Raw genomic sequence first — 14,242 nt, forward strand, 5'->3', positions numbered from 1 at the left:
ATCGTTCCGTCCCGATGGAATCGGGACGGGCTCGATCTCAGTGTTTGACCAGGATCTTTTCCGAAAACCGCATTCCACTTTTCGCTGCGCGGACCTTCAGTTCAGGATCATGGTCCAAAGCTCAGTCCCATCGCAACGAGGCGGTCCCAGAACAACACGACCGATACAGCCAACCCGACCAGGGCCCCGGCGGCGATCAGGCCGATAGCGGAGAAGAAGGCAGACCAACCCTTGCTGCGTGAGACAGATCGTAGTGGCGGCTCGGCTTCCGGGACCAACGCACGTTTCAGTCCGGCGACAGCCTGCTCGACCCCGCCTTCCATCATTCTCTGCCGTTCGACGACGCGCTCCGCGACGTAGCGCGTCACCTGGTCGGCCACCGGTTTCATCTCGGTCGATTCGGCGAGAACGACGCGCCCGATCCGCGTATCCCTGAGGAAACGATAGGTGCGGCGGTCGCGTCCCATGGCGACATGGCTGACGGCGTCGATCCATAGACGCGGCTGCAGCCCGGACGAGACGGCGAAGTCGAAATTATCCATGTCGGCGGGCACGTCGGCAAAGATGGGCGCGAGTTCGGCAGCAAGCAAATCGAGCCGCATACGATGCGCCTCGCGCATATCGACCACGACGTCGTCGCGGTCGGCGAATGCATTCTTCACGTCGCGGATGGCATCGGACAGTTTTCGCGACTGGTCGATCTGGGTGATGTTCTCGCCTGCATCCTTCATCGGCGTTTGCCTCGCGGGTTTGGTTAACACCGAGTTAACACAGCCGCCGGCAAAATGCACTTGCGAGATCGATAGGCCTATAAGCGGCTTACCGGACGAACCCGGCTCCAACACGCGCTTTGGCAGGGGCGATCAGTTCGCCGCAGCGGCGGAGTTCGGACGAAACGACCTGCTGCGTCGTTTCATATTGCGGCGGACGATCTCGGCGATCAGGCCGGGCGCTTCCTCGACCAGCATATGGCCGGCCTGCAATACATGGTGCAGGTGGAAATGCGCCGGCAGATCATCGGCCTGGGTGAAAGGCAGCACCGCGTCATCCGTCCCCCAGACCACCATTACCGGCATATCAAGCGTCTCGAGCCGCTCGCGCGGGATGACGCCCTGCCGATCGCCTTTGGTCATTGCAGCCGCGATCTCGACAAGTTTCTGCAACTGGCCGGGACGCGCACGCATTTCGCCAAGGACATCCGTGATGCGCTCCGGGGGCAGGCTTTGCGGTCCGGACATGGCTTCGAGGCAAGCACGGATTTCATCTTCGCCGGCAGCGGCGGCATAACGGCGCAACAGCGGTCCATTGATCTCAGTCCCAAAACCGCCCGGCGCCAGAAGCGTCAGCGACGCTATCCTTTCGGGTTCGGCTAATGCCATCAGCACTGCGGCTGCTCCGCCCATCGAATGGCCGACGACATGCACTTTCCTAACCCTGCGTGCGGCGAGGTCTGCAAGAACAGCCCGAGCGGCCGTCTTGGCTGGGCCACCACCGGAGAAATCGAGGGATAGCCCATGGCCCGGAAGATCATAGGCCAGCGTCCGTGAACCAGGCGTTAGTGTCGAAATCACCTCGTGCCAGCCGTCGTGGCAACCGCCGAAGCCATGCAGGAAGACAACCGTCTTCGATCCGGTGCCCCGTTCGGCAGCGTAAAGGGATGAAAACATGGGGGTTTATGATTTTATTGCAGGATTAACAGGGGCGAAATTCCAGATTGTGGCTGGATTGCGCCTTGTCCGAGCCGATGGCCAGTAAAATTTTCGCGATCAGCCGTGTTAGCTCAAAGGGGCTTAGCTGGCATTGCCGAGCCCGGCAGCGCGCAAGGCTTCGACCAGGCGGTCGGTCAGATCGGCGGGATATCTCCTCTCGACAAAGGTCGCGCGCGGATCGGCAGCGAATTTCGGGAATCTGGCAGTCATCTCGTCCACGAGTTGGTGCGCCAGTTGATCGCGGCCGCCTGCTTTCGCGCTGATCAGCCGCGCAGCCAGATAGTGCGATTTCGTCGGCGTCGCTTGCAACGCATCGCTGGCAAGCGCGGCCTTGTTCATATCACCGGCCATGAACTGGCCGACGAAAAGCCCGTAGTCCCACCAGGTCGGATGGGCGCTGGACGTTTCGGCGGCGTGGGCAAGGATCGGTGTTCCTTCCCTGTACCTGCCGGCGAAAATCAAACCATAGGCGTAAGCTGCCGCCATGCTGAGGTCGTAAGGGTTGAGTTCGTAGGCCTTGTGCATCCAGCGGATCGATTCTTCCGAATTGCCGAGGCGGGAGTTGAGATAGCCATAGGCACGATGCGCATAGGGGCTGGTCGGCCCCATCTGCACGGCGCGACGGGCAAGCGACATCGCCTGTTCGATCGTTGCGCCGGCTGGATAGGCGTAGTGATCGGTGGCCGCCTCGAGGTGCAGGGTCGCGAGTTCCGAATAGACGAGCGACGATTTCGCATCCCGATCGACCAGGTTTTCGAGACAGCGATAGGCAGCCTCATGGGTTTTGGGGCCCTGGTCGAGATAGTACTTGTCATTGAGCAGCAGACACTCCGTCAGGCCGGTCTGAAGGCCGCTCTGTTCGATATAGTTGTAGATCGTGCCCGAGGCGGTGACGGCCGAACTCAAAATGCTGGCGACATTGTCCTCGACGGTGGAGGGCGTGCTGTCGGCGGCAGTCAAATTGCGTGACAGCAGGACCCGTCCGGTCGCCATGCTTTGAAGCTCGAGGGTGACGTCGCCTGCCGTTGGTCCCGGCAGAACATCGAATACGAAGCTGATTGCATCGGTGACCGGATCGGGCGGGCCGTCGGCGTCCCGGCCGATGAAGTTGACCGTATCGAAGCCGCTGAGGCCGGCGCGCAGCGATGCCGCTACGCGGGCAGCCTCCGCGCTGTTGGCTTTCACCCCAATGTGGACGAGCGGAAGAGTTTCGATCGGAGCCCATGGCGCTATGCTGCCAGTGGCCACTGCGTTCTCGATCGTCGACGCGGTATCGCTTCCCGCCAGCAAGGCGCCGCCTCCCTGACGAAGGATCAGTACGCTCAACATGGCGATGACCAGCGCGATCGCCAACCAGAAAAACTGGAGATGGCGCATCAGCGAAGGTGCCGGCTCGCGAGCGACAGGCGACATCAACGATGCGGCACGTACGGCCAGGCCCGGCTCTTCGAGCGATGCCGACAAGGTAGCCGCCGCTTCGATGTGTTCCTCCGGCACCGACTCGGCCGGCAAGCGAATGGCGTTGAGCTCATAGGATGGGACATAGCCGCCACGCGGAATGGCGATGCGGATCGGCTCGGCAACACCCTCATTGGCGAAGTAATGCTGCAGAAGCTCGCGCAACCTGCCCGCCTGCACCCGCACGACGGCATCGGTCGACGGATCGAAATCACCGTCCTTGCCGAAAACATCCATCGCAATGGAAAAGCCCTTGAGCTTGTCGGCTTCGCCTGCCTGCTCGCGCTCGACCAGATAGCGAAGCAGTTTACGCGCTCGCTCGGATCGTCCGAACGTCTCGCTGGCTAGCAATCGCTCCAACGTCTCGCGCACTGCGGGGGCGGCAGGCGTGGCATGCTGCAAGTGTCGATCCTTTCGAAGTCGGCACAGGTTGAGACGCAATCATATAACGCCCGCACTGCCATACAAGCATGCATCCATTATGCGATCGCGTACCCCACTGGATAATTCTCCGGTGGTTAATGGTGCGAAAGACCAGAGCAAGACGATACCATCAGGGTTCATCTTGCTCCAGCTGTTAGCTTTCGACAGTTTGCCTAGTCGACCTCTCGGCCGACAATGCGGTTGGCGGCGGAAACCACGGCTTCCAGCGACGCGGCCACGATGTTGGTGTTGATGCCGGCGCCGAACAGCTTGCCGCCGGGATGCTCCATCTCGACATAGGAGATGGCCGAGGCATTCGAGCCGCGCTGCATGGAGTGCTCAGAATAGTCGAGCACCGACATCGGCACGCCGACATGGCGCGACAGCGCGTCGACGAAGCCGTCGATCGGACCGGTTCCGGAACCTGAAATCGTCACCTCCTTGCCGCTGTCGAGGATGACCGCTTCCACCACGCGCCGCCCCTTGACCTCGGTGTCGGGATAGGTGTGGTGGTCGAGGAACTTCAGCCGCCCGCCGGGCTGGTCGACATAGGTGTCGAGAAAGCGCTCGTGGATGCGCTTGGCCGGCACTTCCTTGCCTTCGGCATCGGTGATCGCCTGGATAGCCTGGCTGAATTCGATCTGCAGGTTGCGCGGCAGGTTGAGGCCGTAGTCCGCATGCAGCACATAGGCAATGCCGCCCTTGCCGGATTGCGAGTTGATGCGAATGATCGCCTCGTAGCTGCGCCCGACATCGGCCGGGTCGATCGGCAGATAGGGGACTTCCCAATGCGGCGTGTTGGCCTTGCGCAACGCCTTCATGCCCTTGTTGATGGCGTCCTGGTGCGAGCCCGAAAAGGCCGTGTAGACGAGCTCGCCGACATAGGGATGGCGCTCGGGGATCTTCAGCTGGTTCGAATATTCGTAGACGTCTTTCATCCGGTTGATGTCGGAGCAATCGAGCTCGGGATCGACGCCTTGCGTGTACATGTTGAGCGCCAGCGTGACGATGTCGACATTGCCGGTGCGCTCGCCATTGCCGAACAATGTGCCTTCGACGCGGTCCGCGCCAGCCATCAGGCCGAGTTCGGTGGTGGCGATGCCGGTGCCGCGATCGTTGTGCGGATGCAGCGAAATAAGCAGGTTTTCTCTGATATCGAGGTTGCGGCACATCCATTCGATGCGGTCGGCATAGATGTTGGGTGTCGACATTTCGACCGTGGACGGCAGGTTGATGATCAGCTTGTTTTCCGCCGTGGGCTTCACGATCTCGGTGACGGCATTGCAGATTTCCAGCGCCACTTCGAGCTCGGTGCCGGTAAAGCTTTCCGGCGAATATTCGAAGCGGTAGCCGCCGCCGGCCTTCGCCGCCATGTCGGTGATCATCTTGGCCGCATCGGTGGCGATCCGCTTGATGCCGGCGACGTCCTTCTCGAAGACGACGCGGCGCTGCAATTCGCTGGTCGAATTGTAGAAATGCACGATCGGGTTGGTGGCGCCCTGCAGTGCCTCGAAGGTGCGGGTGATCAGTTCCGGCCGGCACTGCACCAGCACCTGCAACGAGACCTCGGCCGGCACATTGCCTTCTTCGATGCACCAGCGGGCGAAGTCGAAATCGGTCTGCGAGGCCGACGGGAAGCCGATCTCGATTTCCTTGAAGCCCATGTCGAGCAGCAGGGCGAACATGCGCGCCTTGCGCTCGTGACCCATCGGGTCGATCAGCGCCTGGTTGCCGTCGCGCAGGTCGACCGAGCACCAGATCGGCGCCTTGTCGATGACCTTCGACGGCCAAACGCGATCGGTGAGACCAACGGTCGGGTAAGGTTGGTATTTCCGGGCTGCCTCCCGCATGCCCCGGGCTGCCTCTGGCATGCCCCGAGTTGCCTCCGGCATGACCTTTGCGGTCCTGCCCATCTCCCCGCTGCCTGCGCGGATTTCTTCTCGTGCGTTCATTGTCGTCTCTCCCGGCGGCTCGCCGGATCCGCCTTCAGGCGGATTTGGTGCCGAGCGGCGCCTTTACCAGATGTTCATTCGCTTAATTGACTTGCCAAGGAGCATGCGCGTGAGCGGCGGTTCGACCGCCGGGCGCTCCTTTAGCGAACCCGGCGATCGCCGATAAGGCCGAGAAGCAGCAGGGTGGAAGCAAGCGCGCGCACGGTCTCACCGGCAAAGCCGGTCTGACGGGAAGCGACTGATATGGCGCGGTTGGTCATGGCGGTTTTCATACAGGAGCGGCCAAGGAGAGGCAAGTGGGCCGAACGACCTGGGCCGAACGAGTGGCGTTCCTTTAGCCGACACCTTCTTGAGCACTGGACGCCCCCGGCGTGTCAGCAGGCCTTGATTACCCTTTTATTCCCTCAGACTTCGCGCCACCAGCCGCGCAACGCTCGGCCCGATCAGCAGCACGACTAGGAACCGGGCCGATTGCAGCGCCATGACGAAGGAAATGTCGACGTGCTGTGCGGCGGCGGCGATGATCGCGACGCTGTCCATGCCGCCGGGGCTGGTCGCCAGATAGGCGGTAAGCGGATCGATGCCGAGCACATGGCTGATCATGAAACCGAGGCCGCCGCAGAAAGCGATGAGGATGATGATCGAGCCGACGATCTGCGGCAGCGCCCGGGTCGCGTGCCGCAGAATTGCCCTGGTGAAATTCAGGCCGATGGTCCAACCGATCATCGTATAGCCGAGGGCGAGCAGCCAGGGCGGCAACTGCATCGTCACGCCTAGTCCGAGATGCACCGCAGTGCCGAAAATGAAGGTGCCGAGGAAGAAGGGCGACGGCAGCCTGAACAGCTTTCCAACGAGGCTGCCGACGAGCGCCACGCCCAGTGTTGCGGTAAAGGCTGTTGGATCGATCGGCGGGAACCAGACGATGGCCGGAATCTCAATACCTGATGTATCGACCCACATCTTTGCGACAAGCGCCGCAGTCATCGAGACGAAGATGACGCGCAGATATTGCATGAAGGCGACGAGGCGCTGGTCGGCTCCGAAGGCGCCGGCCATCAGCACCATGGCGGTGGCCGCGCCCGGCGATGAGCCCCAGACCGCGGTGGTGCCGGGCAGAATGCGCCAACGGCTGATCAGCCAGCCGAGCAGGCTGGATGCCGCAACGGTCGCTACCACAGTGCCGAGGAACAGCGGCCATTCCTTGTAGAAGATCGGAAAGATATCAGCGGAGATCGAAGCGGCGACAAGGCAGCCGATGATCGCCTGGGCGGCGCCGAACAAAGGACCCGGCACGCGCACAGTGGCGCCGTTGGTGCCGGCCAGGATCGCCGCCAGCATCGGTCCGATCAGCAGCGCTGCCGGCAAGGCGGCGAATTCCAGTGCGCCGGCGAAAAGGATCGAGAAGATCAGCAGGGCCAGCCACTGCCAGACTTTGGGCATCCGCGCCATGCGTTCGACGGTCGGCTGGTCTGGCAAAGTGTCCATATTCGCGTCTTAGACTCATGCAGGAAGAATGCGAAGCCCGCTGCCGGAGAAATCCTACGGCTTGTTCGTCGCGGTTTTGGATTTTGCGACAAGTATCTATCGCATCAGGATTGCGTAAGGGCCTCAGCGTGATCAACTACCTTGCATAAACAGGTAGCATGCTATATACACGCCTCGAAACCGAGACCTGACATGACCGACTCGATCCAAGTGCAGTTGCGAAAAGGCGCCCTTGATCTGTGCGTCCTGGCCGTGCTGTCGCGGGGCGAAAGCTACGGCTATGAAATCGCCAGCACGTTGGTCGCTGCGGTGAGCATGGGCGAAGGCACGATCTATCCTTTGATGCGTCGGATGCAGAACGACGGCCTGGTCGCCACCCGCATCGTCGAGTCGAGCAGCGGGCCGCCCCGCAAATATTACCGGCTCACGCCTCTGGGCCGGACGGCTTTCGAAGCTCATCGCCGCGACTGGCGCGCTTTCTCGGGCGCAGTCGATAAACTTCTTGAGGATCTGCCATGACTAGGGATGCCTTCCTGCGCACGCTTAGATTGGGACTCGCCGGTCTGCCGTCTCAAGAGATCGAGGACATTGTTGGCGACTACGCCGCCCATTTCGCCGAATCCGACGCGTCGGGCCGAAACGAAGCGGAGGTCGCCTCTGCATTGGGCGACCCGGCCAGGCTCGCCCGCGAGTTGCGGGCCGAGGCTGGGCTGCGCCGCTTCGAGGCCCACTGGAGCGTGTCTAACCTGTTGGCGGCCACGGTGGCTTTGGCTGGGCTTGTCATCGTCGACATCCTTTTCCTGCTGCCGCTGCTTATCGCCACGATCGTCATTGCGCTCGGCCTTGCCATTGCGCTTGTCGCCGTCGGTGCGCTCGGCCTCAAGATCATCCTCACAACGCTGCTATTCGACAGCGGCGGCATGTTCACGGCGACCTTGGGACGCCTCTTCATCGGTGCCGGGCTGGTAAGCTGTCTTATGGGCGGCGCCGCTCTGCTGCTGCTGGGGCTGGGCGCGGGCATACGCATACTCGGGCATTACGCGCGGCTGCATTCCCGCCTGGCTCAACCGGGCCATGACCGCGTTTGAGCGTTATTTGTCACCATTTTGAAGGAACCAGACAATGACCGGAAAATTGGCATTCGTCGCGACGGCAGGGCTGATCGGCGCAGTCGTCTTTCTGGTGTTGGGTATCAGGCTTTCCGGGCCAGATTGGGCCAATGCCGGAGGTTGGTGGATTTCGGGGCAGTCCACCTGCGGGCCGGCCACGTCCACCAGACAAGAGGCTATTTTGCCTTTCACCACCGGCGATAGTTTGACCATCGATCTGCCGGCCTCGGTCCGCTACCAGCCGGGGGACAAGGCGGAGGCCGTCGTGAGCGGCGCTCTGCTTGACCATGTGAGGTTTGAAGGCGGCAGGCTCAGCCTGGATTGTGAGCCGGGCTGGTTTGGGTCCCGGCTCGACATCAGCCTGTCCGGACCGGCAATAGCCGACTGGAAAGTGCTCGGCAGCGGCGACCTCACCTTGTCGCAGATCAATCAGCCTGAGCTGCGGCTGACCATCCGGGGAAGCGGCAGTGTCGCCGCCACCGGGGTCGCACAAACTGTCGACCTGGATATCTCCGGTTCGGGCAGCGGGAGGCTCACGGGCCTGATCGCCCAATCCGCACGGATCGAGATTCGCGGCAGCGGCGATGCACAAATTACCGCACAGGCGGATGCGGACGTCTCGATTTACGGCAGCGGTGATGTCGAACTGTACGGGCACCCAACCATGCGGCGTTCGCAGGTAAGAGGCAGCGGCAGCATAGTGCAAGTGCCGTAGCCCCTGGGTGTCAACCGGTTTTGACGGCGGGCAGGCCGAAGCCGCCTACGGGCTGCGTCTCGACTTGAAATTCGAAGCCGGCGATGATCGGCCGCGCCTTGGCGATCGCCGCCTGGACTTCCGGCAGTTGCAGCGACGCCTTGTGACTTGCCTGGTCGGTCCACACCTCGGTCACCCAGATCGCGTCAGCATCGGCCGGATCGGTGGCGATAATGTAGCTCAGGCAGCCCGGCATTGCGCCGGTACTGGCAAGCAGGAGGTCCATCATCGCGTCGCGCTGGCCGCGCGTCGCCCGCATCTTGCCGATCAGACCGTACATTGCCGTTTTCTCCGTTGGCTTGCGTGACAAGTATGCAGGTCGCCGCTCACGGCATCAACTGGCCACCATTCACGTCGATTACCTGGCCGGTGATGTAACCGCTCAACAGAGCGGATGAGAGGAACAGATAGGCGCCAACGCAGTCCTCGGGCGTGCCGGCGCGGCCCTGCGGAATGGTGGCCACCATGCCCTTCATCTGCTCGTCGGTCGAATAGCGCTCATGGAAAGGTGTAGCGATGGTGCCTGGCGCCACCGCGTTGACGCGGATGTTGAAGCCGATCAGCTCCTTGGCCATGCCGCGGGTCACATTGGAGACGAAGGCCTTGGCAGAGCCATAAAGTCCGGCGCCGCCGCCGGCGCCATTGCGCGCGGCGATCGACGAGGTGTTGACGATGAAGCCGCCCTGACGCTTCAGCCATGGCATCGCCTTGCGCGATGCGGTGAGCACGGAGCGGGCGTTGAGGTCCATCACCGCGTCGTAATGCGCCTCGGTCTGCTCGGCATAAGGTACGCGCCCAAGCATGCCGCCGGCATTGTTGACCAGGCCGTCAAGCCGGCCGAAGTGTTGCGCACTGTCCTCGACGACGCGCTCGACATCGGCGGGGATCGAGAAATCGCCCTGGACCGGGAATACCTCGCCGCCGCCGTTGCGGATGGTCCCGGCCAGGTTTTCGGCAGCCGTCCGACTTGAATTATAATGCAACGCGACGCGGCATTTCTGCGCGGCGTAGGCCAGTGCAAGTGCGGCCCCGATGCCGGTCGAAGCGCCGGTGATCAGCACCGCCTTGCCGGCAAGGTCGGGGATGACCAGGGTGGGGGTGACAAGGCTGGTTGTGGTGGCTGGCACGTTTATTCCTCCGGGACTCCGACTAGTTCTTCGTAGGGCCTCGCAGCCCTCGTTCAAGTCCGCAAGGGCTCAGGGTCGCAAATAGGCATAGCCTGGCGCTGCAATTCGGCGAGCTTGACCACGCCGTCTGTCTCGGCGGCATGGAAGCCGTCGAGCAGAACGGTAAGTGCAAGACCAGGTCCGACGACAAGGTCCATCGGTTGAACCCGTTGGCGCAATCCGCTTGCGCTCCTTGAGATTTGTGGCAGGCCACCTTGTCTATGTAGCGAGATGGTATATATCTTTGCCATATATCACCGAGGAGATTGGTACGATGGAAAAAGCGAAGGTGTTCTGGTCAGGCCGCTCGCAGGCGGTGCGGCTGCCAAAGGAATTCCGTTTCGAAACCGACGAAGTTTCGATTCGCCGCCATGGCCAGAGTATAATCCTCGAACCGCTCCCGAAGGATTGGGCCTGGCTCGACCAGGTGATAGATCCGATCGACGACGATTTCGCCGAGGCAGCACTGGAACGTCCAGCCGAGCAGGATCGGCCGGCTTTGGATGACGTTTTCAAGTGATCTATCTGCTCGATACCAATGCCGTCATCGCGATCATGAAAGGCGACGCAGACCTGCGGGTGCGGCTCAAGCCACATAAGCCGCAGGATTTCGCACTTTCGGCCATCGTCGTGCACGAACTCTACTATGGTGCTCAAAAGAGCGAGCGAAAGGCCGACAATCTGGTGCGCATCGAAGCGCTCCAGTTTCCGATACTCGAATTCGATCGGGAAGACGCAAGGCATGCCGGCGAGATTCGGGCGACGCTTGCGGCGTCGGGGGCCCCGATTGGTCCCTATGATGCGCTGATTGGCGGGCAGGCGCGTGCCCGGAACCTCACACTGATAACCCGCAATATACGGGAATTCGAGCGGATCAAAAACCTCACAATCGAGACTTGGTGAACAGCCTCACGCGAACGGCACGGCTGTCGTGCCCTTGGGCAATTTTGCCTCGTCGTCGGGCTCGACATGGATGGTGACGCGCACCGAAGGGATTTCTGCTTTCAGCGCATCCTCGATGCGGTCGCAAATGACGTGGCTGGCGCCCACCGACATGTCGGCGTCGACGACCAGGTGGAACTCGATAAACGTGGCGCGGCCGGCAATGCGCGTCTTCAGATCATGGACCTCCAGCGCCCCCTTACAGTTGGCCGAGATGATGTCGCGGATCTGCATGTGCTCCTGCGTGTCGACGGCGCGGTCCATCAGCCCGTTCATCGACGAGCCGATGACGTGCCAGCCCTGCCACAGGATGTTCAGCGCGACGATGACGGCAAGCGCAGGATCGAGGACTTGCCAGCCGGTGAGCACGGCACCGACCAGGCCAATGAACACGCCAACCGAGGTCGCCACGTCGGTCATGATGTGCCTGCCGTCGGCGACCAGAGCCGGCGATTTCTCGGCACGTCCGGCACGGATCAGCGTCCAGGCCCAGAAGGCGTTGATCACCGTCGCGACGCCGTTGATGGCAAGGCCGGTCCAGGGCTGTTCGAGTGGGGCGGGATGGCGCCAGGACCACCACACTTCGTTGAGGATCAGAAGGGCTGCCAGCACGATCAGCACGCCTTCCAGAACAGCCGAGAAATATTCGGCCTTGTGATGGCCGAACGGATGGTCCTGGTCAGCCGGCTTGTAGCTGACCTGGATCGCCCAATAAGCGGCGGCTGAGGCAATGACGTTGACGATCGATTCCAGCGCGTCCGAATACAGCGCCACGGAACCGGTGACATACCAGGCCGCCAGCTTGAGGCCGAGCACGACGAACGCGACGATGATCGACCAGAAGGCGAGGGCGGCGACTTTGCGCTTGGCGGCGTTTTTCGGATCAATTGGGGTCATTGATTGCTTCCAGCCGCGGAAGCCGGAGCTAAGCCGCCTTCTCCCTCGCCTTGCGCGGCAGATGCGCAACGATGTTCTCGATGATGCGCATGCCGGCATTGTGGCCGAGCGTCATGATCGATTCCGGGTGGAATTGCACCGCGGCGATCGGCTCCTTGTTGTGCTCGAAGGCCATGATGATGCCGTCCTCGGTCTCCGCCGTGACGATGAAGCCGTCGGGCAGGCGGACCGGATCGGCGAAGATCGAATGATAGCGGCCGACGGTCACGTCTTTGGGCAGGCCGGAGAAGATGATGCCCGGCTTCGACACGCGAATGCGCGACGGCTTGCCATGCATTGGCACGTGCAACTGCCGCAATTCTCCGCCATAGGCCTCGGCCAGCGCCTGCAGGCCGAGGCAGACGCCGAAGATCGGCAGGTCGCGCGCGCGGGCCCGTTTGATAGTGGCGGCGCAGTCGAAGTCCTTCGGCGTGCCAGGGCCGGGTGACAGCACGACGAGATTGGGTTTCAGCCGGTCAAAGACCTCGTCCGGCACTGGTGTGCGTACGGTCGAGACATTGGCGCCGGTCTGGCGGAAATAATTGGCCAGCGTGTGGACGAAGGAGTCCTCGTGGTCGACCAGCAGGATGTTGACGCCGTCGCCGACCCGCGCAGTGGCGCGTTCGGTGTCGGCGGCATTGCCGGATTTGGCGTCGCGGATGGCGGAGATCATGGCGGATGCCTTCAGTTCGGTTTCGGCTTCTTCTTCCTCGGGAATGCTGTCGAAGAGCAGCGTGGCGCCGGCGCGCACCTCGGCGATGCCGTCCTTGATGCGGATGGTGCGAAGCGTCAGGCCGGTGTTCATGTCACCGTTGAAATTGACCATGCCGATCGCTCCGCCATACCAGGCGCGCGGGCTCTTCTCGTTCTGCTCGATGAAGCGCATAGCCCATAATTTCGGCGCGCCGGTGACGGTGACCGCCCAGGCATGCGACAAAAATGCGTCGAAGGCGTCCATGCCTTCGCGCAGCCGCCCTTCGATGTGGTCGACGGTGTGGATCAGGCGCGAATACATCTCGATCTGGCGCCGGCCGATGACGCGCACCGAGCCCGGGTCGCAAACCCTCGATTTGTCGTTGCGGTCGACGTCCGAGCACATGGTCAGCTCGGATTCGTCCTTCTTCGAATTGAGCAGTTTCAGGATCTGCTCGCTATCGGAAATGGCGTCGTCGCCGCGCTTGATCGTGCCTGATATCGGGCAGGTCTCGACACGGCGGCCGTTGACGCGCACGAACATTTCGGGCGAGGCGCCGATCAAATATTCGCCCTCGCCGAGATTGATGAAGAAGGAATAGGGCGATGGGTTGATGGTCTTCAGCTTGCGGGAAATGTCGGAGGGCGGCGTCTCGCAGCGCTCGTAGAACATCTGGCCGGGCACCACTTCGAACAGGTCGCCGCGCTTGAAACTCTCCATCGCCTTGCGCACCAGATTGGCATATTCGCCGGGCTCATGGTCGCCGCGCGGCGGGATGCGGTCGGCGGTCTTGAACGGCTCGACGATTTCGTCGCGGGGCAATCCCTCGGTCGAAAACCCGTCGCCCGAATAGTCATAGCGGTCGGTCCAGGCCTTGGTCGAATAGTGATCGACGACCAGGATCTCGTCGGGGAGGAGCAGCACGAGGTCGCGCTGGCTCTGCTGGCGCTCGAGCTTGTAGTCGACCGGATCGAACTGGAAGGCGAGATCGTAGCCGAAGGCGCCGTAGAGGCCGAGATTGGCGTCTTCCTCCGTCTTGAACAGGGCGGTGATGGCGCGCAATACGGTGAAGACGGATGGAACGCGGCTGCGTTCTTCTTCGGTGAAGACTCGGCCGGGCTTGGCCACGTCGAGGCGGATCAGTCTTTTCGACGTCTCGGCGATCGTCACGTCGTCAAGGCCGCCGAGCGCCTTGCCGATCACCGGCAGAAGCACCTCGCCACGGCCGTTCAGCGCCTCGATGCGCATGGCGCGACCGCGCGCCGAGATCACCAGCGGCGGGTCGATGATGGCGGTGTCCCAGCGCGTGTAGCGGCCGGGATATTCGTAATTCGAAGAAAACACAGCGCCGCGGCGCGCATTCAGCCCGTCGATATAGGCGTCAATCGCGCCTTCGTAAGGCCGGTCATGGCGCTCGCGGGTAATTGTCACGCCACCCGCCGTGACGAAGCGCTCCGCCCCGTTCTCCAGAATTTTCGTCGTCATTGCCGTCTCCATCAGCGTCTTGGGTGTTCAGCGTCTTGGGGCAACGGACCCGGGTATGGCTTGAAAAAACAAATGGCCGCCCGGACATTCCGTTGCGGCCACCTTCTATTGTCACGCGCACGCGTTCGA

15 protein-coding genes are annotated in these 14,242 nt (G+C 62.1%); 5 read left to right on the plus strand and 10 right to left on the minus strand.

Annotation, left to right across the window (positions count from 1 at the left end):
• Positions 1–107: 107 nt before the first annotated feature.
• From AC0L26_RS00640 to AC0L26_RS00660, 5 genes are all read right to left on the minus strand, one after another.
• The gene (locus tag AC0L26_RS00640; RefSeq protein ID WP_473630791.1) at positions 108–731 is read right to left on the minus strand and encodes a hypothetical protein; all 624 of its coding nucleotides are present in this window, start codon (positions 729–731) and stop codon (positions 108–110) included.
• A gap of 132 nt (positions 732–863) precedes the next feature.
• Positions 864–1,667: an alpha/beta fold hydrolase gene (locus AC0L26_RS00645; RefSeq protein ID WP_473630792.1), complete on the minus strand. Its 804-nt coding sequence runs from the start codon at positions 1,665–1,667 to the stop codon at positions 864–866.
• Positions 1,668–1,790: 123 nt separating this feature from the next.
• Entirely contained in the window at positions 1,791–3,569 is a 1,779-nt protein-coding gene (locus AC0L26_RS00650; RefSeq protein WP_473630793.1) for a tetratricopeptide repeat protein, read from the minus strand.
• A gap of 194 nt (positions 3,570–3,763) precedes the next feature.
• Complete coding sequence (gene leuA, locus AC0L26_RS00655) at positions 3,764–5,482, minus strand: 2-isopropylmalate synthase (RefSeq protein WP_473631507.1); 1,719 nt, start codon at positions 5,480–5,482, stop codon at positions 3,764–3,766.
• Positions 5,483–5,938: 456 nt separating this feature from the next.
• A complete protein-coding gene (locus AC0L26_RS00660) occupies positions 5,939–7,027 on the minus strand; it encodes an AbrB family transcriptional regulator (protein WP_473630794.1) in 1,089 nt (362 codons plus the stop codon).
• Between the two features lie 192 nt (positions 7,028–7,219).
• On the opposite strand from AC0L26_RS00660, the gene AC0L26_RS00665 reads away from it, so the two are divergent.
• The 3 genes from AC0L26_RS00665 to AC0L26_RS00675 are packed head-to-tail and all read left to right on the plus strand — an operon-like array spanning position 7,220 to position 8,851.
• Entirely contained in the window at positions 7,220–7,546 is a 327-nt protein-coding gene (locus tag AC0L26_RS00665; protein WP_352933337.1) for a PadR family transcriptional regulator, read from the plus strand.
• Positions 7,543–8,115 carry a DUF1700 domain-containing protein gene (locus tag AC0L26_RS00670; protein ID WP_473630795.1) on the plus strand — a complete coding sequence of 191 codons (573 nt, stop codon included), beginning with the start codon at positions 7,543–7,545 and terminating at the stop codon, positions 8,113–8,115. The genes AC0L26_RS00665 and AC0L26_RS00670 overlap by 4 nt, the downstream gene beginning before the upstream one ends.
• A 34-nt stretch (positions 8,116–8,149) precedes the next feature.
• On the plus strand, positions 8,150–8,851 hold the full coding sequence (locus AC0L26_RS00675) for a GIN domain-containing protein (protein WP_473630796.1): 702 nt from the start codon (positions 8,150–8,152) through the stop codon (positions 8,849–8,851).
• A gap of 10 nt (positions 8,852–8,861) precedes the next feature.
• On the opposite strand, the gene AC0L26_RS00680 is transcribed toward AC0L26_RS00675, so the two are convergent.
• Genes AC0L26_RS00680 through AC0L26_RS00690 form a run of 3 tightly spaced genes read right to left on the minus strand, consistent with a single transcriptional unit; the run spans position 8,862 to position 10,214 of the window.
• Positions 8,862–9,170 carry a putative quinol monooxygenase gene (locus tag AC0L26_RS00680; RefSeq protein WP_473630797.1) on the minus strand — a complete coding sequence of 103 codons (309 nt, stop codon included), beginning with the start codon at positions 9,168–9,170 and terminating at the stop codon, positions 8,862–8,864.
• A 46-nt stretch (positions 9,171–9,216) separates the two neighbouring features.
• Positions 9,217–10,017, minus strand: coding sequence for an SDR family NAD(P)-dependent oxidoreductase (locus AC0L26_RS00685; RefSeq protein WP_473630798.1), 801 nt, complete (start codon positions 10,015–10,017; stop codon positions 9,217–9,219).
• A gap of 53 nt (positions 10,018–10,070) precedes the next feature.
• Positions 10,071–10,214 carry a hypothetical protein gene (locus AC0L26_RS00690; protein WP_473630799.1) on the minus strand — a complete coding sequence of 48 codons (144 nt, stop codon included), beginning with the start codon at positions 10,212–10,214 and terminating at the stop codon, positions 10,071–10,073.
• A gap of 116 nt (positions 10,215–10,330) precedes the next feature.
• Here AC0L26_RS00690 and AC0L26_RS00695 point away from each other — a divergent pair, with 116 nt between their 5' ends.
• Both AC0L26_RS00695 and AC0L26_RS00700 read left to right on the plus strand, forming a co-directional pair.
• Positions 10,331–10,576 (plus strand): antitoxin, encoded by a 246-nt coding sequence (locus tag AC0L26_RS00695; RefSeq protein ID WP_473630800.1) that lies wholly within the window; start codon positions 10,331–10,333, stop codon positions 10,574–10,576.
• Entirely contained in the window at positions 10,573–10,959 is a 387-nt protein-coding gene (locus tag AC0L26_RS00700; RefSeq protein ID WP_473630801.1) for a PIN domain-containing protein, read from the plus strand. The genes AC0L26_RS00695 and AC0L26_RS00700 overlap by 4 nt, the downstream gene beginning before the upstream one ends.
• Positions 10,960–10,965: 6 nt before the next feature.
• On the opposite strand, the gene AC0L26_RS00705 is transcribed toward AC0L26_RS00700, so the two are convergent.
• Both AC0L26_RS00705 and AC0L26_RS00710 read right to left on the minus strand, forming a co-directional pair.
• Entirely contained in the window at positions 10,966–11,895 is a 930-nt protein-coding gene (locus tag AC0L26_RS00705) for a cation diffusion facilitator family transporter (RefSeq protein WP_473630802.1), read from the minus strand.
• Positions 11,896–11,923: 28 nt separating this feature from the next.
• Complete coding sequence (locus AC0L26_RS00710; RefSeq protein ID WP_473630803.1) at positions 11,924–14,113, minus strand: anthranilate synthase; 2,190 nt, start codon at positions 14,111–14,113, stop codon at positions 11,924–11,926.
• Between the last annotated feature and the right edge of the window lie 129 nt (positions 14,114–14,242).

The organism is Mesorhizobium sp. WSM4823 (genome assembly GCF_055811195.1).